This window comes from Motiliproteus coralliicola (assembly GCF_003345655.1).
GTDB lineage: Bacteria > Pseudomonadota > Gammaproteobacteria > Pseudomonadales > Balneatricaceae > Motiliproteus > Motiliproteus coralliicola.
On sequence record NZ_QQOH01000001.1, the window covers coordinates 823,293 to 843,128 of the forward strand.

Annotated in this window: 24 protein-coding genes and 3 tRNA genes; 12 read left to right on the forward strand and 15 right to left on the reverse strand. The window is 56.2% G+C overall.

Annotated elements, in window-relative coordinates:
- Positions 1-26: 26 nt before the first annotated feature.
- Positions 27-650, reverse strand: a complete 624-nt coding sequence (locus DV711_RS03625; protein WP_243633719.1) for a response regulator — start codon at positions 648-650, stop codon at positions 27-29.
- 202 nt (positions 651-852) lie between these two features.
- On the opposite strand from DV711_RS03625, the gene DV711_RS03630 reads away from it, so the two are divergent.
- Positions 853-1,608, forward strand: a complete 756-nt coding sequence (locus DV711_RS03630; RefSeq protein ID WP_133297394.1) for a hypothetical protein — start codon at positions 853-855, stop codon at positions 1,606-1,608.
- 15 nt (positions 1,609-1,623) lie between these two features.
- Here the strand turns inward: DV711_RS03630 and DV711_RS03635 are convergent, their stop codons facing one another.
- Both DV711_RS03635 and DV711_RS03640 read right to left on the reverse strand, forming a co-directional pair.
- Positions 1,624-2,256: a hypothetical protein gene (locus tag DV711_RS03635; protein WP_114694279.1), complete on the reverse strand. Its 633-nt coding sequence runs from the start codon at positions 2,254-2,256 to the stop codon at positions 1,624-1,626.
- An 83-nt stretch (positions 2,257-2,339) separates the two neighbouring features.
- The gene (locus DV711_RS03640; protein WP_114694280.1) at positions 2,340-3,002 is read right to left on the reverse strand and encodes a DNA-binding protein; all 663 of its coding nucleotides are present in this window, start codon (positions 3,000-3,002) and stop codon (positions 2,340-2,342) included.
- Between the two features lie 78 nt (positions 3,003-3,080).
- On the opposite strand from DV711_RS03640, the gene DV711_RS03645 reads away from it, so the two are divergent.
- Positions 3,081-3,932: an alpha/beta fold hydrolase gene (locus DV711_RS03645; protein WP_114694281.1), complete on the forward strand. Its 852-nt coding sequence runs from the start codon at positions 3,081-3,083 to the stop codon at positions 3,930-3,932.
- An 11-nt stretch (positions 3,933-3,943) separates the two neighbouring features.
- On the opposite strand, the gene DV711_RS03650 is transcribed toward DV711_RS03645, so the two are convergent.
- From DV711_RS03650 to uvrC, 6 genes are all read right to left on the reverse strand, one after another.
- The gene (locus tag DV711_RS03650) at positions 3,944-4,918 is read right to left on the reverse strand and encodes an SLAC1 anion channel family protein (RefSeq protein WP_114694282.1); all 975 of its coding nucleotides are present in this window, start codon (positions 4,916-4,918) and stop codon (positions 3,944-3,946) included.
- Positions 4,919-5,168: 250 nt separating this feature from the next.
- A tRNA-Leu gene (locus DV711_RS03655) sits at positions 5,169-5,254 on the reverse strand.
- 35 nt (positions 5,255-5,289) lie between these two features.
- A tRNA-Cys gene (locus DV711_RS03660) sits at positions 5,290-5,363 on the reverse strand.
- Between the two features lie 21 nt (positions 5,364-5,384).
- Positions 5,385-5,460: transfer RNA gene (locus tag DV711_RS03665), tRNA-Gly, on the reverse strand.
- Positions 5,461-5,669: 209 nt separating this feature from the next.
- The gene (gene pgsA, locus DV711_RS03670) at positions 5,670-6,218 is read right to left on the reverse strand and encodes a CDP-diacylglycerol--glycerol-3-phosphate 3-phosphatidyltransferase (RefSeq protein WP_114694283.1); all 549 of its coding nucleotides are present in this window, start codon (positions 6,216-6,218) and stop codon (positions 5,670-5,672) included.
- Positions 6,219-6,259: 41 nt separating this feature from the next.
- The gene (gene uvrC / locus DV711_RS03675; RefSeq protein WP_114694284.1) at positions 6,260-8,095 is read right to left on the reverse strand and encodes an excinuclease ABC subunit UvrC; all 1,836 of its coding nucleotides are present in this window, start codon (positions 8,093-8,095) and stop codon (positions 6,260-6,262) included.
- Positions 8,096-8,368: 273 nt separating this feature from the next.
- Here uvrC and DV711_RS03680 point away from each other — a divergent pair, with 273 nt between their 5' ends.
- Positions 8,369-9,169, forward strand: a complete 801-nt coding sequence (locus tag DV711_RS03680; protein WP_114694285.1) for a response regulator — start codon at positions 8,369-8,371, stop codon at positions 9,167-9,169.
- Between the two features lie 11 nt (positions 9,170-9,180).
- Complete coding sequence (locus DV711_RS03685) at positions 9,181-10,185, forward strand: DUF1853 family protein (RefSeq protein ID WP_114694286.1); 1,005 nt, start codon at positions 9,181-9,183, stop codon at positions 10,183-10,185.
- On the opposite strand, the gene DV711_RS03690 is transcribed toward DV711_RS03685, so the two are convergent.
- From DV711_RS03690 to DV711_RS03705, 4 genes are all read right to left on the reverse strand, one after another.
- Complete coding sequence (locus tag DV711_RS03690; RefSeq protein WP_114694287.1) at positions 10,156-11,028, reverse strand: NAD(P)-dependent oxidoreductase; 873 nt, start codon at positions 11,026-11,028, stop codon at positions 10,156-10,158. The genes DV711_RS03685 and DV711_RS03690 overlap by 30 nt on opposite strands.
- A 67-nt stretch (positions 11,029-11,095) precedes the next feature.
- Entirely contained in the window at positions 11,096-12,271 is a 1,176-nt protein-coding gene (locus DV711_RS03695; RefSeq protein ID WP_207802523.1) for a pyridoxal-phosphate-dependent aminotransferase family protein, read from the reverse strand.
- Between the two features lie 18 nt (positions 12,272-12,289).
- Positions 12,290-13,072: a 5'-methylthioadenosine/S-adenosylhomocysteine nucleosidase gene (mtnN, locus tag DV711_RS03700; RefSeq protein WP_207802524.1), complete on the reverse strand. Its 783-nt coding sequence runs from the start codon at positions 13,070-13,072 to the stop codon at positions 12,290-12,292.
- A 10-nt stretch (positions 13,073-13,082) separates the two neighbouring features.
- Positions 13,083-13,904 (reverse strand): pseudouridine synthase, encoded by an 822-nt coding sequence (locus DV711_RS03705; RefSeq protein ID WP_114694289.1) that lies wholly within the window; start codon positions 13,902-13,904, stop codon positions 13,083-13,085.
- A gap of 213 nt (positions 13,905-14,117) precedes the next feature.
- Here DV711_RS03705 and DV711_RS03710 point away from each other — a divergent pair, with 213 nt between their 5' ends.
- From DV711_RS03710 to DV711_RS03745, 8 genes are all read left to right on the forward strand, one after another.
- Complete coding sequence (locus tag DV711_RS03710) at positions 14,118-14,804, forward strand: Bax inhibitor-1 family protein (RefSeq protein WP_114694290.1); 687 nt, start codon at positions 14,118-14,120, stop codon at positions 14,802-14,804.
- A gap of 197 nt (positions 14,805-15,001) precedes the next feature.
- The gene (gene tusD / locus DV711_RS03715; protein ID WP_114694291.1) at positions 15,002-15,400 is read left to right on the forward strand and encodes a sulfurtransferase complex subunit TusD; all 399 of its coding nucleotides are present in this window, start codon (positions 15,002-15,004) and stop codon (positions 15,398-15,400) included.
- Positions 15,397-15,762 carry a sulfurtransferase complex subunit TusC gene (tusC, locus tag DV711_RS03720; protein ID WP_114694292.1) on the forward strand — a complete coding sequence of 122 codons (366 nt, stop codon included), beginning with the start codon at positions 15,397-15,399 and terminating at the stop codon, positions 15,760-15,762. The genes tusD and tusC overlap by 4 nt, the downstream gene beginning before the upstream one ends.
- 9 nt (positions 15,763-15,771) lie before the next feature.
- The gene (gene tusB / locus DV711_RS03725) at positions 15,772-16,068 is read left to right on the forward strand and encodes a sulfurtransferase complex subunit TusB (RefSeq protein WP_114694293.1); all 297 of its coding nucleotides are present in this window, start codon (positions 15,772-15,774) and stop codon (positions 16,066-16,068) included.
- A gap of 12 nt (positions 16,069-16,080) precedes the next feature.
- Positions 16,081-16,416 carry a TusE/DsrC/DsvC family sulfur relay protein gene (locus tag DV711_RS03730; protein ID WP_114694906.1) on the forward strand — a complete coding sequence of 112 codons (336 nt, stop codon included), beginning with the start codon at positions 16,081-16,083 and terminating at the stop codon, positions 16,414-16,416.
- Between the two features lie 68 nt (positions 16,417-16,484).
- Positions 16,485-17,390, forward strand: coding sequence for an NAD(P)-dependent oxidoreductase (locus tag DV711_RS03735; protein WP_114694294.1), 906 nt, complete (start codon positions 16,485-16,487; stop codon positions 17,388-17,390).
- A gap of 48 nt (positions 17,391-17,438) precedes the next feature.
- Positions 17,439-18,221, forward strand: a complete 783-nt coding sequence (gene hyi / locus DV711_RS03740; RefSeq protein WP_114694295.1) for a hydroxypyruvate isomerase — start codon at positions 17,439-17,441, stop codon at positions 18,219-18,221.
- A gap of 50 nt (positions 18,222-18,271) precedes the next feature.
- The gene (locus DV711_RS03745) at positions 18,272-18,751 is read left to right on the forward strand and encodes a chemotaxis protein CheW (RefSeq protein WP_114694296.1); all 480 of its coding nucleotides are present in this window, start codon (positions 18,272-18,274) and stop codon (positions 18,749-18,751) included.
- Positions 18,752-18,828: 77 nt separating this feature from the next.
- On the opposite strand, the gene DV711_RS03750 is transcribed toward DV711_RS03745, so the two are convergent.
- The gene (locus DV711_RS03750; protein WP_114694297.1) at positions 18,829-19,236 is read right to left on the reverse strand and encodes a secondary thiamine-phosphate synthase enzyme YjbQ; all 408 of its coding nucleotides are present in this window, start codon (positions 19,234-19,236) and stop codon (positions 18,829-18,831) included.
- 6 nt (positions 19,237-19,242) lie between these two features.
- The gene (locus DV711_RS03755) at positions 19,243-19,833 is read right to left on the reverse strand and encodes a DUF1285 domain-containing protein (RefSeq protein WP_114694298.1); all 591 of its coding nucleotides are present in this window, start codon (positions 19,831-19,833) and stop codon (positions 19,243-19,245) included.
- Between the last annotated feature and the right edge of the window lie 3 nt (positions 19,834-19,836).

The window sequence follows — 19,836 nt, forward strand, 5'->3', positions numbered from 1 at the left end:
AAGAATACAGAATGTGTATTTTGTATTTACGGATCGACAATTCCGTGCCGGATCCCCAAGTGGATAATGTCGGCGGTTTTGTCGAGCCCCAATTTGTTCAGAATATTGGCTCGATGGGCATGAACTGTCTTGGGGCTGATATACATGGATTCTGAGATCTGGCTGGCACTCTGACCCGAAGCCAGCAACGTGAAAATCTGCAGCTCCCGCTTGGTGAGCGAATTGAGCTGGGTGTCATTGTTGGAGGCAAGCTGCTTCTTGATATCGTCAGCGACGTACTCATCGCCGGCAGCCACCGACTGAACGGCAGCGATCAGCTCTTCCGGGGCGCAACGCTTGGTCAGATAACCCTTGGCGCCGGCATCCATCACTCTAGACGGATAAGGCTCGCACTCCTGTACGGTCAGCACCAAAATCTTGGCATCGGCGTTGAGAGATCGGATTCGTTGTATCGCTTCAAGCCCACCGGTACCGGGCGGCATCGACAGGTCCATGATGATCAGATCCGGATCGTGCTGCTGGTAACTGTCGATCGCCTGCTCCCCGGTGGAAGCCTCACAAACAACCGAGATATCCGGACTGCTGTCCAACAAGCGGCGAAACCCCGCCCTGACTATCTCATGATCATCAACCAGCATTACTCGAATCACACGCCCCGCCTCAGTCCGGTAAACAAATACATAGAACCTTGATATTGCAGCATAACAATTGGTCTGACCGGCCATTCTACAGTATTTTCTGCCGTTGGGTTGTTGTTAACTGGTCGGCCAACTTTTTTTCGTCTATATGATTACATTAGTCATTTCAGACCGACACAACCACCCTGTTGGAGATGTTTGCATGGTTGCCCACGTGATGATCCATCTGAAGCCTGAAGATTTACCCGCCGAGGGCTTAAGGGTGAAATACCGTTGCGGCGAACTATTCGAAAAAAAGATCGAATGGGGTGATATTTCCGAGGGGCTACTGGTCGCCCAGTCAGCCACCAACGATCAAAACGAAAATGGGGTCAACGTCGAGGGCAGTGATCTACCCGGCTATGCCGGCTTTGAATCGCGGACCGGCAACTACTGGCGTTACCAGCATGAATCCGATCCGGACGTATTCCGCGAACACTGCATGCAAGTGGTCGAGATTCAGGAGCCCTTTTCACCCAGATCATCCTGGGAGGCTTGGGTGCCACTGGTCGACACCCTCAGCAAGGAACGTATGCGATTGACGCTGAAAAACGAGGTCACCGGCGCCGAATTAAGCTACAAAGTCCTCAATCGCGGCTTTGGCTATCAGATTAAAGACCTGACCGGCGGACGCCGGGTGCAGAAAATACTGAAACACGATTACATTCTAAATCAACTGCTTGGAACCAGTTTCAAGAAACTTGATTACCACCATGTCAAAATAGAAACCACATCGAACGGCGACGACGAGGTCGGAGGCAGCCTCTCCATTACGTTTGAGAAGCAGCATTACCAGCTGCAGTACCGCTTCACCGAACAGGTATTTTCCCTGACACTATTCGACACTGCCGCGGATGAAAATAAACTGTTGAAGAGGGTGGAACTACCCCATAGCGACGTCATTGAAGACACGCGCACATTTCTTGGCTGAGACCCAGCAGAGACATCAATACGAAGGTTCGTCGTCAGCCTCATAGCCGCGATAAACATCGAAGGCCTCGACCTCCAGCGCTTCGGCAGAGCTGATCGCTGCCGTACCATAGCCCAGCGCCTCAGGAACCGCGACCAGACCATCGCTGAACCCGACCAACAGCAACTGCAGCTCCTTACACTTCCTCAAGGCCTGTTCAAGATCGCGCACCGCGCTGATCTGCTGATGATTCAAACCCTGTTCGACAACCGCCTCAGCCGGGGCTGCGGCCTCTGCTTCAGGCGACGCTTGAGGCGATACTGCCACAGGCTCGGGTTGCACCGGCGCGGTGGCATCAGGATTCTCGGGGGCCGGCTCCGATTCGTTCTGAACCGGTGCGGCCGAGCCTTCGACAGATACCGATTCCTGAGAAGCGACGGCCTCAGGCGTGGCGGCCGACTTACGATGGGCACTGACCTGTTTGACGGTAAAGCCGTGCTGATCCAGCAGATAGATACTGAGGTCGCTCTTCTGCAATTTCACCAGACAGATCTTCAGCAGTGAAAAATGCCGCTCACTGCTGCAGTAGATATGACTGCCCTCTTCGGCATTCTCAACCGTTTTGAGAATGTCAGAGACTTTGGCTTGTAGTGGTATTTCTAGATTCATTGGCCGATTCAGCGAACACAGAGCAGCGCCTATCCTATCCCAAATCGGCAGAAAGGCCCTAATATAATCAAGCTATTGGCAAGCTATCGGGAGTGCTGATCCGCATATTTTCGATCCAGCTGCTCCACCAACTTCTTGAGCTGGTTGTTTTCCTGCTGCAACAGCTGCTGCCGACCATCCGCATGGGCCTGACTTTGTCGAAGGGTCTCGTTTACCGCTTCCAGCTTACCGATCATGGCCTGTTGAACCTGACTTTCTTGCTTAAGCTCTCGACTCAGTTGCTCAGCCTCGAGCACGCGCCGCTCCAGCTGGTGAATCTCTTTATCACGTTCGCGCAACTGCTGTTGCAACTGCCCACTACCGGCGACTTCGTCCGCAAGTTTCTCCAGCGTCTGTGATAACTGATCCTGCAGAAGCTGGCGCTGATCGGACTGCTGCTGCTTTAGTGCCTTGAGCGCTCGTTGCTGCCGATCCTGCTCAAGCTCGAAATCCTTACGGGCGCTATCAACCGCCTGCTGCCACCACTGACTCATCGACTCGGCCAGCGGTTCCGGCAGATCCGGATATTGCCGCCCCTGCTGCAGACGCTGCCCCAGCATCTGCCACCAATCATTCAGCGCCTTGTTGATGGTCGACAGACTGCCCTTGCCCAGCCGATCACGAACACCCTGCTGAGTCGGCCTAACACCCTCGGCAAGCAACGCATCGGCAGCTTCAAAAACAAGGCTGTAAGTATCGCTTTTCATTGATTGGGTCCACCGCTAAGATCGCCCCACTATACCCCAGCGTACGCGAGGGCCAAAACACGGGAGATCGAGTGACCAATGGAGACCTTACAGACACCGGATAACACCGCCTTACGTTTTGTTTCGCTGGGCGATGAGCTGGAACGTTATCCGACCCTGGTGTTTCTGCACGGCTGGACCGCCAACGTGCGCGAATGGCTCCCGTTTGCCACCCCCTTGTCCGAAGACTTCCACACCCTGTGCTGGGACGCACGCGGCCACGGCGGCCATCAGTACGACGGACAGATCAAGATGGATATCGGCACCATGGCCGATGACCTCGACCTGCTGCTCGAGAAACACAGTGGCGATAAGGCGATACTGGTCGGCCACTCGATGGGGGCACTGACAGGCTGGGAATATATCCGTCGTCACGGCACCGACAAGCTGGCCGGATTTTGCATCATCGATCAGTCACCCAAGCTGGTCACCGACGAAACCTGGGGGCTTGGGATCTACGGCGATTTCGATCGGCAATACAATCAGGGATTTCTTCAGCGCTTGGATGAGGATTTTGCCGAAGCCGTACTGGAGTTGGTCGCTAACGGCTTAAACCTACGCAGTCGCGAGAATTACCTTGCCAACAGCCATGGCTTTCAGCAGATGCGCGACTATCTTCAGCAACTCCCTGGACCAATGCTGACCGAATGCTGGCGCAGCCTGTCGTCCCAGGATTACCGGGGACTGCTACCGAAGATCGATATTCCCTGCCTGCAGATCTACGGCGACAGCAGCCAATTTTACAGCCAAGAGCTGGCCCAATGGGTCTGTCAACAGCTGCCGGAAAGCCGGCTACTGACTTACGAAAAAGCCGACCACTCCCCCCACCTGTGGCACAAAGAGCGCTTTATCTACGATCTGAAGCAGTTCTGTCTGGGTCTAGCCAAATAAACGCACGAGCACTAGTCGGGCTGAAAGATATCACCACGCCAGACCGCTCGTAGCGTTCTAATCAGCAGCATCAGAATCACCCCCGACGTCACAATCAGCAACAGCGTTGCCAGATTATGCATGAAAGCGGACGGCTGCAGTTCCAGCATCAACAACGAGGCCACGGTTGAGGCTGCCAGCGGGAAAGAATAAGCCCACCAGGACATGAAAAAGCCGATCTTGGTGAACTTAGGCAGCTGCGACAGTAGCAGCAGCAACAGGAACAGCGCGGCATAAAACAGGATCCTGGCGAAGTTATCCAGCCCGCCATTAAGCTTGATATAAGAGATAAACCCCACCGCCGGTGGCGCAATCAGGATGAACAGCGTCGGCAACAGCTTTTGCGGCAGCGGGTCGTGGAAAAATAGCCGGTTGAAAATCAGCGTCTTCAGAATAATCCAGTACACCAATCCGATCGAAAAGAAGAACCAGCTCACCTCCAGCTGCCCATGCCCCACCCCGGCGATCGGCACCAAAATATTACCCACCACCGGAATAAACCAAGCCGGCGTGCTGTGGGCGACCTCGAATCTCGGGTGATGCAGCCACTGCCCCAGCACATAAAGGGTAAAGCACAGATGCAGCACACAACCCAGCATCCACAGTATTTTTGACAGCGACATCGACACGGCCATGGTGGCCACGCTCATCAGAATCAAGCTGATACTGAAGGCCGGAAAGAAGCTCATCTTGATCGGATGATGAAACTCATCCATTACCGCCTGCCTGTGCCGCACCAGCTTATATCCGTAGGTCGCGGCAATCAGCACAAACACTAATACACTGAACCACAACAGCAATTGGGAGATCAGCAATGGCGCATCGACAATACGAGCGGCTTGTTGCCACGCCAGAGTCAGGCCAGTCAGCCCCATTACCATGGCAAAGAACGCTGCCGGAAAATGCTCTAAGCGCGCATAAGTCGCCCCGACGGATAGATTTTGCATAGTCACCCCAGATACCCCCCAAACGACACCGATAACGTACCACTCGCCTAATTAGCTACAGCTAATATATAGAGCTTGAGTTACAAAATGAAGCTGAGATGCCAGCCGCGTAAATGTTACAGATTATTGATGAACGGGAGTCGCGCTGCTAGAAAACGATAGCTCTGTGTCGACCAATAGCAACAAAGCAGGCAATAGAGATTCAGGAGAACAATGGATGCTGTTAGCGATGAGCGGCGAAGGAGGCTATTGGTGCCCGGAGCCGGACTTGAACCGGCATGGTCTAAGACCGACGGATTTTAAATCCGTTGCGTATACCAATTTCGCCACCCGGGCGCTTGTAGAAGCTAGCGCGCTAACCCTTGAGATAATGGAGGCTCGGGTCGGAATCGAACCGGCGTACACGGAGTTGCAGTCCGCTGCATAACCACTCTGCCACCGAGCCTTTAGCACAAGGAGCGCTAATTGGAGCGGGAAACCGGGTTCGAACCGGCGACCTCAACCTTGGCAAGGTTGCGCTCTACCAACTGAGCTATTCCCGCTAAACACTTGAGCCAGCGCTCAAGGTGGTGCGTATTATAGAGGTCGCTTCAGGCATGTCAACACGCTTTGTGACGATCTTTTACGACTTTGATGAATTTCTAAAAAGTGGTCGAAATTCAGACAGATATGACGCTCACAAAACAACCAGAACGACAACAACTTAGGCCCTTCGGCCTACTCCGACGCTGATACCAGAAAGCCTGACTGCTTAGATATCCTGGACCAGGTCGTCCCAGGACGCGCGCAGGTAGATCCACATCGACCACAGGGTGAGCACAGCGGCACCATAGAGCGCACCCAGGCCAACATAGGCCAGTTCGGTATGCGGCTCAGCCAGCAGCAGCACAAAGATTGACAGCATCTGCAGCGCGGTCTTGATCTTGCCGATCATCGATACCGCAACGCTGGCGCGTTTACCCAACTCCGCCATCCACTCCCGCAGTGCCGAGATTACGATCTCGCGTCCGACGATAATCGCAGCCGGCAGCGTGACGTAGATATCCGCGTAGGTTTCAACCAGCATGATTAAAGCAACAGCCACCATCAGCTTGTCGGCGACCGGATCCAAAAAAGCACCGAAGGCGGTGGACTGATTCAGCTTTCGGGCCAGGTAACCGTCGAACCAATCGGTAATCGCCGCCAGGGCAAAGATCGACGCCGCAGCCAAATAACTCCACTTGTACGGCAGGTAATAGACAATCACGAGACAAGGAATCAGCAGGATACGTAGCGAGGTGAGGATATTCGGGATGTTCATTGGAGCCTGGATCACCTCGGCGGCCGATTGTTGTGGGCTTACTATTGCTGATGTAGGTGGCTATAGATCTCTTCAGCCATCGAGCGGCTAATGGTAGAGACTTTTGCAATTTCTTCAACACTGGCACGCTCGATTTCCTGCAACCCGCCAAAGTGCTTTAGTAGTGCTTGACGTCGCTTGGGGCCGATACCCGGCAACTCTTCCAGGATCGAGCGTCCACGGGCCTTACCCCGCCTTGCCCGATGCCCGGTAATGGCAAATCGGTGAGCCTCATCACGGATATGCTGCAGCAGATGCAGCGCCCCGCTGCCGGAATCGAGCGAACGCTCGCGCTCGCCCCGCTGGGTAATCAGGGTTTCAAATCCGGCTTTACGGGTGACCCCCTTGGCGATGCCGATCACTTCGATCTCGGTAATCTGCAGCTCCTCCAGCACCGCCAGCGCCTGATTGACCTGCCCCTTACCGCCGTCGATCACCAGCAACTCGGGCAGCAAGGCGCCGCTACTTTTGAGTTTTTGGTAGCGCCGGGTCAGTGCCTCGTGCATGGCACGGTAGTCATCACCCTCGGCGGTGGTCTGAATATTAAAGCGTCGATAATCACTCTTGCGGGGCCCCTGCTGATCAAAGACCACACAGGATGCGACTGTCGCCTCACCGAAGGTATGACTGATATCGAAACACTCCATCCGCGCCGGCGGTGACTCCAGCTCCAGTAGCTCCTGCAACTCGATCAGACGCTTGTAGATATCCTGACGGCTGGAGATATAGCTGTCCAGCTGCTGCTCTGCGTTGACCCGAGCCAGATCCAACCAGCCTTTACGCTGACCGCGGACACTGTGACTCAGACAGATTTTATTGTCGGCCTTGGTCGACAGCGCCGTCTCCAGTACATCCTGATCGCTCAGCGAATGGCTCAGGATCAGCAGCGGCGGCACGGCACGCTCATCCGTGCCCAGATAGTATTGACCGATAAAGCTGGTGAGAAGCTCTTCCGGCTCGGTTTCCAACCGCAGTTTCGGGTAGTGACTCTTGCTGCCGACCACGCGACCGCCCTTCACAAACAGCTGATGAATGCTGGCATAGCCCGCTTTGATACAGCAGGCCAGCACGTCTGCATCGCCACCCTCACCGCTGATCCGCTGCTGCTCCTGCACCTGCTGCAGGCTGATGATCTGATCCCGGAGCATGGCGGCCCGCTCGAACTCCAGTGCGCTGGCCGCCTGCTCCATCTGTTCGGCCAGTTCCTTATTCACGGTGCGGTTCTTGCCTTCCAGGAACATCATCGCATGGCGGATATCCTCGGCGTAGCGTTCAGGGCTGATCTGCTCGACACAAGGCGCGCTGCAGCGATTGATCTGATGCTGCAGACAGGGCCGTGAACGGTTTTTGAAAAACGATTCCTCGCACTGTCGGATTCGGAAGATCTTCTGCAGTAGATTGAGACTTTCACGCACCGCCCCACCGCTGGGGAAAGGGCCGAAGTAACGCCCCTGCTTGCGTTTGCGCCCGCGCTGGAACTGGATCGCCGGGTATTGATGGGCATTGGAGATGAAGATATAGGGGTAGGATTTATCGTCACGCAGCAGAATATTGTAGGGCGGGCGCTGCTTCTTGATCAGGTTCTGTTCCAGCAACAGCGCTTCGGTTTCGCTGCCGGTGACGGTCAGTTCGATCGATGCGATGCGCTGGACCAGCGCCTGGGTCTTAACCGCCAGCCCACTGGTTCGGAAATAGCTCGACAACCGCTTTTTCAGATTCTTGGCCTTACCGACATACAAGATCGCACCGTCGGCGTCATACATCTGGTAGACCCCGGGTCGCTGGGTGGTATGACTGAGAAATTGGCGGCTATCGAAGGTAGGGACTGTGGGGTTCATGACATCGATCAGTTAACGGTGTTATCAACTTGCACGCTGCCGAGCCGACAGCTTAAGCTCCTGCATTGACGAATTGGGCCTTATGCAGATGTATTCGCCCGGCTGACCTACTATTAGCGGAGATGCCTGTGTCGGCCCTTGATCCGGCAACGCCACTCCGGATAAGTCAGCGACGGGCCGCGAGCGATTGAACATCTTATCACAAGCGTCCATCATTACTTTCTGCTTAACAGTCGTACCTAAGTAAAAGCATAGAATTTCAGGTGGTTACCGATGGCAATGATCAGTACGGACGAGCTTGCGATCCTGGTTGTGGAACCCTCACATTTTCAGCAAAAGATTATTCTGTCCGAGCTGAAGGAGCTGGGCTGCCGACAGCTGGATACCGCAGAAACGATCCAGCAGGCACTGGAGTTTATGGGGCGCTACACCCCGGACCTGGTTATCAGCGCCATGTACCTTCCTGACGGCAGCGGTATCGAACTGGTCAGCCAGATGCGCACCGATCCGGCTCTGGAAGGCATTCCCTACATGCTGATATCCAGCGAGCAGCGAATGGACGTCCTCGACCCTATCCGCCAGGCAGGTTCCGTCGCCATCCTGCCAAAGCCCTTTCAAGTCAGCGATTTAAATAAGGCACTTCAGGCAACGCTTGAATTTGTCGACCCCACCGAACTGGAGCTTGAAGACTACGAAGCCGATCAGCTGAGCATCCTGGTCGTCGACGATAGTGAATTCTCACTCAAACATATCAGCCGGGCGCTGGAGAATATCGGCATCGGCAACGTGGTTCGCGCCCACAACGGCCAGGAGGCGATTGATCAACTGGACCAGCACTCCTTTGACCTGATCTTCACCGACTTCAACATGCCGGAAATGGACGGCGAGCAGCTGACTCAGTATGTTCGCAACGAATCCAACCAGCCCTACGTTCCGATACTGCTGGTCACTTCCGAACAGAACGAAACCCGCCTGACCGGCGTGCGCCAATCCGGCGTCAATGCGGTGTGCAACAAGCCTTTTGATACCCGGCAGGTGAAGGCGATGATCAAAAACCTGCTGACCGACGCCTGATAGGCCGCAGCATGCACGCCTCGGGTTATCAGGGGCCATCGCTGTTTGGCGCCACACCGCGTCAACGACACACCCCGATAGCCCGACTCAACCATCCCGGCGTACGGGACCTGGCCTGGACACTGATCTCGCCGGCGCTTTTTCAACCCGGCACCACTCCATCACCACTCAATCCCAGTGCGGCAGCGCTGGATGCCTGGTTATGGCGCCTGCAGCAACAGCCTGCCCCGCTGGAACTGGCTCTAGCACAACAACGAAGCCATCGGCTGGGGGTCTATTTCGAAACCCTGATCGACTTCTTTCTGCGTCATTTTCTAGCCCTGGAAGAGTGCCATTACGGGCTGCCGGTCAGGGCCGCGGGGCATACCTATGGAGAGTACGATTTTCTGCTCCGTCCCCGCGGTGAATCCGCACTACTGCATCTGGAGCTGAGCCTGAAGTTTTATCTGGGCATCGATGATCGACACGGGCAGCGGCACTGGCTGGGACTCAACCGCAACGACGTACTGCAGCACAAATACAACAAGCTGGTCGACCAGCAGCTCAATCTGAGCCAGCACCCGGTGGCCCGCAACCAGCTCAAAGCACTAGGGAGCCAGGTCGGACCAAAGGTCGGGCTGATCAAGGGGCGGCTGTTTTATCCGCTGTCGGAATTTGCGCCTGAAGACGGCCACAAGCAGCAACTCAAGTCGCCGAGTGGGATCAACCGACAACACCTTCGAGGCTGGTGGCAGCCGATTTCTGCTTGGCAAGAGCTGACGCACACCGAGACCGGAACCCGACTGGTACCGCTGCAGCGCCGCCAGTGGATGGCCGTACTCCATCAGGACGAAGCGCAACAGCTGGCGTCGCAGACCGATATCGAAGGGTTTAGAAATCAGCTCCAGCTGGCCCAACAGCCGCTGATGTGTGCCCGCCTTCAGTTGGGAAAACAGGGCTGGAGGGAACGGGATCGGGGCGTACTGGTGCCCGATCCCTGGCTAGCCTCAGTGTTTGAGACGTTTGATCAGACTTGAGGTATCCCAGCGGCCGCCGCCCAGTTCCTGAACATCGGCGTAAAATTGATCCACCAGCGCAGTAACCGGTAGTTGCGCCCCATTACTGCGGGACTCGTCCAGCACAATGCCTAAATCCTTGCGCATCCAATCCACCGCAAAGCCGAAATCGAACTCGTCGTCGATCATGGTCCGATAACGGTTTTCCATCTGCCAGGACTGTGCCGCCCCTTTGGAGATCACATCGACCACAGCTGCCGCATCGAGACCGGCACGCTTGGCAAAATGGATCCCTTCGGCCAAACCCTGCACCAACCCGGCGATACAGATCTGGTTGACCATTTTGGTCAACTGGCCTGAGCCCGACTCACCCATCAGGCGACAAGCACGGGCAAAGCTGTCGATGGCCTTCTCGGCCCGGGCGTAAACATCGGAATCGCCACCGACCATCACCGTCAACACGCCGTTCTCGGCACCGGCCTGGCCACCGGAAACCGGCGCATCCAAAAAGCCCAGGCCTTTGTCATTGGCAACCTGATACAGCTCGCGAGCCACCTGGGCTGAAGCCGTGGTGTGATCAACAAAGATAGAACCACTGGACATGGCCTCAAAAGCACCCTGCTCGCCGATACAGATCTGGCGCAGATCGTCATCGTTGCCAACACAGGCGAACACCAGTTCGGCATCCTTAACCGCCTCTGCCGGTGTAGCGCCAAGCGTTCCACCATGCTGCTTCACCCAGGCTTCGGCCTTGGTCGCTGTGCGGTTATAGACACAGACTTCGTAGCCGGCGCTGGCTAGGTGCCCCGCCATCGGGTAACCCATAACCCCTAAGCCCAAAAAGGCGACTTTCTGTTTTGCCATAGTGATTCTCTTTGTTTTAGTTCGCCGGCTTAACCGACTGTTGTTATTGGTTCGGCCCTGCCGATGATCAAGCCATCACAGCGGCAGCAGCAGCGGTGGCTGCACCGGACTCCAGCTTGACGCCTTCGGCAATCAGCGCACTCTCCAGCGCCCCAAGGCACAGCAATACGTTGCGTGAATTGCAGCCATGGCCCATCAGGCCGATCCGCCAGACTTTGCCGGCCAACGCACCCAAGCCGGCGCCGATCTCCAGGCTGTACTGACTCAGCAACCGGCTGCGAACCCGAGCTTCATCGACACCGTCGGGAATAGTCACCGTGTTGAGCTGTGGCAAACGGTAGGCCTCATCCACCAACAGCGACAGCCCCATCGCTTCCAGGCCCGCCTTCAGCGCCTGATGGTAATGATCATGGCGCGCCCAGGCTTGCTCCAAGCCTTCCTGCTTGAGCATCAGCAGGCTCTCATGCAGGGCATAGAGTGCATTAACCGGCGCGGTATGGTGATAAGCGCGCTTGGTGCCCTCTCCCCAGTACCCCATCACCAGGTTTTTATCCAGGAACCAGCTCGGCACCGTGCTTTGGCGATCGCGAACCTGGGCGACTGCCCTCTCGCTGAAACTAACCGGTGAAATTCCCGGAGGGGCTGACAGGCACTTCTGGGTACCGGAATAGACCGCATCGATACCCCAGCCATCCAGATCAACCTCGATACCGCCCAGGCTAGTGACTGCATCCATGATGGTCAGCGCACCGTTATCCCGGGCCAACTTGGCCAACGCCGCCGCATCGGAACGAACGCCGGTCGAGGTTTCCGCATGCACAAACGCCAGCGCTTTAACGCCGTTATTGGCTTTGAAGGCAGACTCGACCTTATTCAGATCAACCGGCTGCCCCCACTCATCTTCAACCAGGATCACCTCGCCACCGAAACGACGCACGTTCTCGGCCATACGACCGCCGAACACGCCGTTCTGGCACACGATCACCTTGTCACCCGGCTCGACCAGGTTGACAAAGCAGGCCTCCATACCGGCTGAGCCCGGGGCGGAAACTGGCATGGTCAGTTCGTTCTGGGTGTTGAAGGCATACTGCAGTAGCTGCTTGATCTCATCCATCATCCGGATAAATTCCGGATCCAGGTGACCGATGGTCGGACGAGCCAGCGCAGCCAGAACTCGAGGACTGACATCGGACGGACCAGGGCCCATCAGGGTGCGCTCGGGCGGGTGGAAGGAGCTGATCATAATTTATCTCTTGCTGAATTAGTGTTGCTGGTGAAGTTCGCCCAACTCACGGGCCATTTCAATAACCATATGGGCGGAATGTACCCCAGCCTGCTCCAGGAACTGATCGAACGAGATGCCTGACTCTTTCCCGGCGATATCCGACAACGCCCGGATAATGATAAAAGGCACCTCGAAGCGATAGCAGGTCTGGGCGATGGCCCCGGCCTCCATCTCCACGGCCAGCATCTGCGGGAATTTCTGCCGTGCCTCATCGACTTTGGCAGGATCGGCCATAAAGGCATCTCCGGTGGCGATCAGTCCGTGGGCGATCTGTACATTATGGACGGTTTCGAGGCTGTTCTGAGCAATATCCACCAGCACCGGGTCCGGACTCCAGGCCGGCGGCATGTTCGGTACCTGGCCGTGCTCGTAGCCGAAGATGGTCAGATCGAAATCATGCTGACGGACCTCGGACGAGATCACCACATCACCGATCTCAAGATCGGCAGCAAAGCCTCCGGCCGAGCCGGTATTGATGATGCAATCCGGAGCGTAACGCTCGAGCATGATGGTGGTGCCGATCGCCGCATTAACCTTGCCGATGCCGGATTTAAGCAGCACCACCTGCTGACCCGCCAGCACGCCGCGATGGAATTCGTAACCGGCCAGGGTCAGATCCTGACGCTCTTCGAGCTGATCACGAAGAAAGGTAACTTCTTCCTCCATCGCGCCGATCACGCCGATCAACAGGGGCTTGCTATCGTCCAGTCGCGGACGGATGCTGGCAGCAGATTCATTCTTCTGGTAAGGGTCTCGCATAGTCGTGTCTCTAGGGGCTATTGCCAATATCAGACGACCGCTCCTCGGAAGGTTCGGCCAGGAATTGTTCAGGTGGGTCGATATCGCTGACACCGTGTCGATCCAGTCGGGACCAGCTCAACGCATCGAACAGGGGCTGCAATTCAGCAGGTACCCGGGCGTCCAGCTGCAACCAGCGCCCCGTTTCAAAGGGGTGTTCAAAGCACAGCTGAGTGGCAAACAGTAGCAGTCGGCGATTATCGAATTGATCACGAAACAGTTGATTATGTTTGCCGTCACCATAACGGGTATCGCCAATAATGTGGTGGGCACTCTGTTTCATATGGCGACGTAGTTGATGCTTGCGACCGGTATGCGGTTTGAGCTCGACCCACGAGTATCGACTGCTGCTGTAGCGCCCGAGCGGGATAGGCAGCTCAACGCGATCGACGGTGCGGAATTCGGTCAGCGCCGACTGGGGCGGACGGACCTGATCACTACCACCCTTCTCTATCGCTTCGCGCTTATCGCTCAACGGTGAGTCGATTCGACCTGCATCGTCCAGATACCCACGCACAACGGCATGGTAGGTTTTGCTGATCCGACGATCGCGGAACTGCTGCTGTAGTCGAGAAGCCGCGTCGGAGTGAAGCCCGAACACCAACAATCCGGAAGTCGGTTTGTCGAGCCGGTGGGCCGGATAAACCCGCTGACCAAGCTGATCCCTGAGCAACTGCAACGCGAAACGGCGCTCGCGACGATCGATCGGACTCCGATGCACCAGCAACCCGGAGGGTTTATCGATCACGACAATGTCATCATCGAGGTACAGAATATCGAGTTGCTCGTTCAAGAGTACGTCACCAATGGCAGAAAGCGGCTATGGTAGCCCTCCACTTGAGTCGCGAAAAGGGTTGGACTCGACTTATCGGTAAAAAGCCCGGTTTGGACTGGCAAGGTAACGACAAGCTTGCTATAAATTCGCAACTAATTGCGCCAGCTGTGGTCCATTTACCTAAGCCCGCTTGGTGCTGATAACAATTTTTAAATGCGTTAAGGAACCCTTATGAACATGACCGACACCACGGTTGCTCGCTCGGAACAGTCGATCCTGGCGACTAACAAACTTATCCGCAACACCTATCTGTTGCTGGCCATGACACTGGTGTTCAGCGCAGTAATGGCTGCGGTTTCCATGATCGTTAACCCGCCCAGCATCGTTTCGATGGTCTGCTTAATCGGTTCGATCGTTATCACCTGGTTTGTCCTGCCCAAAGTACAGAACAGTGCAGCGGCACTACCGGTAACCTTCCTGTTCACCGGTATGCTCGGCTTTGCCCTGGGTCCGATTCTGAATGCTTACCTTGGCCTGCCCAATGGTGGCGAGCTGATCATGACCGCGATGGGCATCACCGCGATCACCTTCCTGGGGCTGTCCGGCTACGTGCTGACCACCCGCAAGGACTTCAGCTTTATGGGCGGCTTCCTGGCTGCCGGTATGATGGTCGTTATTCTCAGCATCATCGCCATGCTGGTACTGCCGATGTTCGGCGTTGATGTCAGCGCGATGAACCTGGCCCTGTCTGCGGTTATCGTGCTGCTGATGTGCGGCATCATCCTGTACGACACCAGCAACATCGTGAACGGCGTCTACACCAACTATGTGATGGCGGCTGCAGGTCTGTACCTTGCGATCTTCAACCTGTTCATCAACTTGCTGCAACTGCTAGGCATCATGGGTGGCGACGACTAATTCATCTCCTCCCCGGTCCAGGCCCCCGCGATCTCTGATCCCGGGGGCTTTTTTATAGCTGTCGTTCCATCACACCCACAGAACCCGCTACGCCAATGCAGATGATCGGAGTGGAAAGGGCTATTCTGCGGTATAAAGGTTTTCTTTTGCGCTGAAATGGGTACAGTCGTGTCACCGTTTGATGCAAGGTCCCGATTATGAAATTCGCCATCGTTGTTAATGGCTCACCCAGTTCGAGCCAGGCAGCCGCCACCGCACTTCGTTTTACCGAGGCGGCGCTTCACCAGGGTGTCGACGTATTGCGGGTGTTTTTCTACGGCGAGTCGGTACTGACAGCCAACCGTCTGACCCACCCTCCCCAGGATGAGACCAACCTGACTCAACGCTGGCAGCAACTCGCCTCAGACCATGATGTTGAGCTGATCGTCTGTATCGCCGCCGCGGTTCGACGGGGGGTGATGGACGAGCGCGAAGCCAAGCGCTACGAGCATACAGCCGATAACCTGGCCGATGGGTTTGAACTGTCCGGCCTGGGTCAACTGGTCGATGCCAGCATCGGTGCGGACCGCGTCATTACTTTTGGAGGTCGCGCATGAGCCAAATTGCCGATCTGTTACTGGTGCTACGCCACGGCCCCTACGGTGGATTAAATGCACGTGAGGGGCTCGACGCCGCGTTAACGGCAGCAGCCTTCGAAGTCCCGCTTAGTCTGCTGTTTCTCAATGACGGCATCTATCTACTCCAATCCGACCAACAGCCCGGTCAACTACCAGCCAAAGATTTGAGCAAAACTGTCCCGGCGCTAGCGATGTACGATATCGAGCGCCTTTATGTCCGTTCCCGGGACCTAGAACAGCGCGGGATGAAGCCGGAGCAGCTGGTAGTTGAGGTTGAGGTACTGGATGACGAACAAGCCGCCAACCTGTTCCATCAGCATCGTCACATCCTCAGTTTTTAAGGTAGGCCCATGGTTTTACATACCGTCAATAGTTCACCGACTCAGTCCCGCTGCCTGGAAGACTGCCTGCAACTGATTCGCCCACCCGCCGTACTACTGCTGATCGAAGACGGTGTCTACGGCGCAACAACCGCGCACCAAGCGCTGCTGGACCAGCTCCCCGATGAGATCAGCTGCACCGTTCTGCAACCTGATGTGGACGCTCGCGGCTTGCGCCCACTGCTGAGTGAGCGTTTCGATCTGGTCGACGACAACGGTTTCGTTGAGCTAACTATGAAGTGCGATCGGGTTCAGAGCTGGTACTGAGGTGATTGAATGATGCCGCAGATCTTAATCAACGAACAACCGATCGAACTGGACGCCGAAGGCTTTCTCCGCCAGCTCGACGACTGGTCACCCGAAGTGGCCGAACAACTGGCCCAAAACGAAGGGCTAGAACTTACCCAAGAGCACTGGGAAATCATTGAGTTACTGCGTGCTTTTTATCAAGAGTTTGAGCTTTCACCGGCGATGCGAATTCTGGTCAAACAGGTTAAAAACCAGCTCGGTACGGAAAAAGGAAACAGCATGCACCTGATGCGACTATTCCCGGGCAGCCCGGCCAAGGTCGCCAGCAAAATTGCCGGCCTCCCCAAGCCTACCAACTGTCTCTAAACCCATAGCCATAGCCATAGGCCTAGCCCGACAACCCGATAACCTCAGCCGATGTGATAACCGACGCGATGCCATCTCCCAAGACGATTAAAACCCCATCAACCCGTATCGCCTTCATCGGGATCGGTTTAATGGGCCTGCCCATGGCCACAAATTTGCTCCAGGCTGGCTATCCGGTCCTGGTCTGGAACCGGACTGCTGCCAAGACCTTGCCACTTCAGGAGCTGGGCGCACAGGTTTGCGACAGCGTCGAGCACGCGATCAGCGACGCCGACATCGTTATCACCATGCTCGAAACCGGACCGGTGGTTGATCAGCTGCTATACCAGACCAAGGCGTTCCAGCAGGCTAATGCGGGTACGCTGTTCGTCGATATGAGTTCGATCGCACCAGAACTGGCTCGCCAGCACGCAGAACAGCTGCAACAGTGCCAGTTACACTACCTGGATGCACCGGTCTCGGGCGGCACGGTGGGCGCCGAACAAGCCAGCTTATCGATCATGGCCGGAGGCAGCGCTGCCGACTTTGAGCGGGCCAAGCCGATTTTTGAAGTACTGGGCACTCCTCACCATGTGGGTCCCTGCGGCACCGGCCAACTGGCCAAACTCGCCAATCAGGCGATTGTCGGGATCACCATTGGCGCTGTGTCCGAAGCCTTGCTGCTTGCCGAAGCTGGTGGTGCCGATCCCGCAGCCGTCAAAGCGGCACTGAGTGGCGGATTTGCTGCCAGTCGAATTCTCGAACTTCATGGCCAGCGCATGATCGATCGCGATTTCAAGCCCGGCGCCCGGGCACGGGTGCAACTCAAAGATATGCGCACCATCGTTACCGAAGCACGGCAGCAGGGGTTACAGCTGCCCCTGTCGGAACAAACCCTGACCGAATACCAGGCGATGATCGATGAGGGGCTAGAAGAACTCGACCATAGCGGCTTGTTCCAGCACCTGCTGAATCAACATCCCAAGCTGGCCTGACTCGACCGCCAGCTCCGGTTTATCTGACGCCCCGAGAGAAAGCCTTCGATGCCAAAATTCTGCGCCAACCTGAGCTTACTGTTTACCGAGCACCCTCTGGAACAACGCTTTCAAGCGGCAGCCGATGCCGGATTCGATGCCGTGGAGATCCAGTTCCCCTACTCGCTCAGCGCCGCTGAACTACAACAGCAGCTGCATTCGGCTAAGCAGCAACTGGTATTGATCAACCTGCCGGCTGGGGATTGGCAGGCAGGAGAACGCGGTATCGCCTGCCTGCCGGAGCGGGATCAGGAGTTCAGAGACGGTGTGGAGCAGGCGCTGGCATATGCTATTGCGACAGGCTGCCGTCAGATCAACTGCCTGGCCGGCATTCGCCCCGCTACGTTGAGCGCTGACGCAGCCCTTGAAATCATGGCCGAGCGTTGTCGCTACGCCGCCATCAAGCTTGACCATCAGGGTATTCAGTTGAACATTGAAGCGATCAACAGCTTCGATATTCCCGGTTTCCTGATCAACAATTCCTCTCTAGCGTTAGAATTGATCGAACGTATTGGGCAGGACAATGTCCGCCTGCAGTACGATCTGTACCATATGCACCGGATGGAAGGACCAGTATTAGAGCGACTGGCCCAACTACTGCCTAAGATCGGTCATATTCAGCTGGCGGACCACCCAGGCCGTCACGAACCCGGCACCGGTGAGATTGACTACCCCGCGCTGTTGGCCGAACTTGACCGTTTGGGGTATACGGGCCGGGTGGCGCTGGAATACAATCCCAAACAATCCACCTTGGCCGGTCTAGACTGGCTAGCCCCCTACCGAAATGACTAGGGCCCGGTGGTTCAACATTCTTTGCCGAACAGATTCCATGGAGTATCGATATGGCCGGTGAAAGCGTACTGGTAGATCAGGACAGCAGTAACGATCCACAAATGCAATGGGCAACCTTCCTATTGGCGGAGGAGCTATATGGCATCGACGTCATGCAGGTCAAAGAAGTGCTGCGATTGACCGAGATCGCCCCGGTTCCCGGATCAGCCCACTACATTGTCGGCATCATCAACCTGCGCGGTAACGTCATCACCGTCATCGATACCCGCACCCTGTTTGGTCTGGGCCAGTGCGACCCGACCGACGACAGCCGTATCGTGGTTATCGAGCTGGAAGACCAGGTAGTAGGAATGCTGGTGGATTCGGTCGCCGAAGTGATCTACCTACGCCAGTCGCAGATCGAACGCGCGCCCAACGTCGGCACCGACGAAAGCACCAAATTCATTCAGGGTGTCAGCTACCACAACGATGAGCTGATCATCCTGCTCGATCTGAACCGAATGATCGAAGACGACGAGCCCAGCTACTAGCTCGCCAACCACGTCCGATAGCGCACCTTGAACCCCGCAGGGAAAGGGTGCGCCCATTCCGTCTTGCTGCTGTCGGCTTAGCGCCCGATATGCACCGCAATAGAGCGTCGATGACCGCCGTGGCGGTGCTCCCAGCAAAACACGCCCTGCCAGGTACCTAACATCAACCGGCCATTGCTGATCGGAATCGATAGGCTGGTAGCCGTCAGTGCCGCCTTGATATGAGCCGGCATATCGTCATCGCCTTCCAGGGTATGGGTATAGAGCGGGTCTCGCTCGGGCACCAGACGGTTAATCCAGTGCTCCAGATCATGACGGGCACTGGGGTCGGCATTTTCCTGAATCGTCAGGCTGGCGCTAGTATGCTGAATCAACAGGCTGCAAAGCCCCTCCTCAACGCCGCTACGGCTAACCAAGCCCTGTAGTTGATCGGTAAATTCGTACAAGCCCTGCCCGCGGGTTTGAAGCTGAAGCTGCTCGACCATACCCTGTTAACCCTCTGCGCCGTCGGTCATCAAGGAATAAAACTGCCCGTGACTGTAAACACCGATATGGTTCTTGCCATCGATATCAGCCTCTTGCGCCAGCTCCGCCAGCTGGTAGTAGACCGGTCGCGACAGCAGCGCATTGAGCTCGTCCCGCACCCTAACATAGGGTGTTAACTCCTCTCCCTGCGCGTCCTGTTCTACCCAGAGCGGGTGTTGTCCATCGACTTCGAAGCGCTCTCCCAAGTTGGTTTCAAAGACCAATCGCTGCCCGTCACCGTCGCCCTGAAGCTCCATCTGGGTGATAACGAACGGAGCATCCTCGACTCGCAGGCGCCATTTCTCCACCGGCGTAACCAAGAAGTACTCTTTTCCTTCGCAACGTAGGATCGAGGCAAACAGTTTCACCAGGGCTTCTCGCTCGAAGCGGCCGCCCTCATGGAACCATTCACCGCGGCGGTTGATAAAGATATCGATATCACCGCTCAACTCGGGGTGCCAATCATTGACCGGGGGAAGACTGTCGGAGTTAAGATCCACCTGCCGACTGATCGCCTCACTATCAAAACTGCCCTGTTTCAAATCAAAATCTCCCATCGC

What these genes read in the sequence shown, in the direction of transcription:
- tusD (WP_114694291.1), top strand. Translation starts at nt 15,002, where the DNA reads ATGAAATTCGCCATCGTTGTTAATGGCTCACCCAGTTCGAGCCAGGCA.
- DV711_RS03710 (WP_114694290.1), top strand. Translation starts at nt 14,118, where the DNA reads ATGAACATGACCGACACCACGGTTGCTCGCTCGGAACAGTCGATCCTG.
- DV711_RS03730 (WP_114694906.1), top strand. Translation starts at nt 16,081, where the DNA reads ATGCCGCAGATCTTAATCAACGAACAACCGATCGAACTGGACGCCGAA.
- DV711_RS03695 (WP_207802523.1), bottom strand. Translation starts at nt 12,271, where the DNA reads ATGATCAGCTCCTTCCACCCGCCCGAGCGCACCCTGATGGGCCCTGGT.
- DV711_RS03680 (WP_114694285.1), top strand. Translation starts at nt 8,369, where the DNA reads ATGGCAATGATCAGTACGGACGAGCTTGCGATCCTGGTTGTGGAACCC.
- pgsA (WP_114694283.1), bottom strand. Translation starts at nt 6,218, where the DNA reads ATGAACATCCCGAATATCCTCACCTCGCTACGTATCCTGCTGATTCCT.
- DV711_RS03685 (WP_114694286.1), top strand. Translation starts at nt 9,181, where the DNA reads ATGCACGCCTCGGGTTATCAGGGGCCATCGCTGTTTGGCGCCACACCG.
- DV711_RS03690 (WP_114694287.1), bottom strand. Translation starts at nt 11,028, where the DNA reads ATGGCAAAACAGAAAGTCGCCTTTTTGGGCTTAGGGGTTATGGGTTAC.
- DV711_RS03645 (WP_114694281.1), top strand. Translation starts at nt 3,081, where the DNA reads ATGGAGACCTTACAGACACCGGATAACACCGCCTTACGTTTTGTTTCG.
- tusB (WP_114694293.1), top strand. Translation starts at nt 15,772, where the DNA reads ATGGTTTTACATACCGTCAATAGTTCACCGACTCAGTCCCGCTGCCTG.
- tusC (WP_114694292.1), top strand. Translation starts at nt 15,397, where the DNA reads ATGAGCCAAATTGCCGATCTGTTACTGGTGCTACGCCACGGCCCCTAC.
- DV711_RS03755 (WP_114694298.1), bottom strand. Translation starts at nt 19,833, where the DNA reads ATGGGAGATTTTGATTTGAAACAGGGCAGTTTTGATAGTGAGGCGATC.
- DV711_RS03635 (WP_114694279.1), bottom strand. Translation starts at nt 2,256, where the DNA reads ATGAATCTAGAAATACCACTACAAGCCAAAGTCTCTGACATTCTCAAA.
- DV711_RS03750 (WP_114694297.1), bottom strand. Translation starts at nt 19,236, where the DNA reads ATGGTCGAGCAGCTTCAGCTTCAAACCCGCGGGCAGGGCTTGTACGAA.
- uvrC (WP_114694284.1), bottom strand. Translation starts at nt 8,095, where the DNA reads ATGAACCCCACAGTCCCTACCTTCGATAGCCGCCAATTTCTCAGTCAT.
- DV711_RS03650 (WP_114694282.1), bottom strand. Translation starts at nt 4,918, where the DNA reads ATGCAAAATCTATCCGTCGGGGCGACTTATGCGCGCTTAGAGCATTTT.
- DV711_RS03640 (WP_114694280.1), bottom strand. Translation starts at nt 3,002, where the DNA reads ATGAAAAGCGATACTTACAGCCTTGTTTTTGAAGCTGCCGATGCGTTG.
- DV711_RS03735 (WP_114694294.1), top strand. Translation starts at nt 16,485, where the DNA reads ATGCCATCTCCCAAGACGATTAAAACCCCATCAACCCGTATCGCCTTC.
- hyi (WP_114694295.1), top strand. Translation starts at nt 17,439, where the DNA reads ATGCCAAAATTCTGCGCCAACCTGAGCTTACTGTTTACCGAGCACCCT.
- DV711_RS03745 (WP_114694296.1), top strand. Translation starts at nt 18,272, where the DNA reads ATGGCCGGTGAAAGCGTACTGGTAGATCAGGACAGCAGTAACGATCCA.
- mtnN (WP_207802524.1), bottom strand. Translation starts at nt 13,072, where the DNA reads ATGCGAGACCCTTACCAGAAGAATGAATCTGCTGCCAGCATCCGTCCG.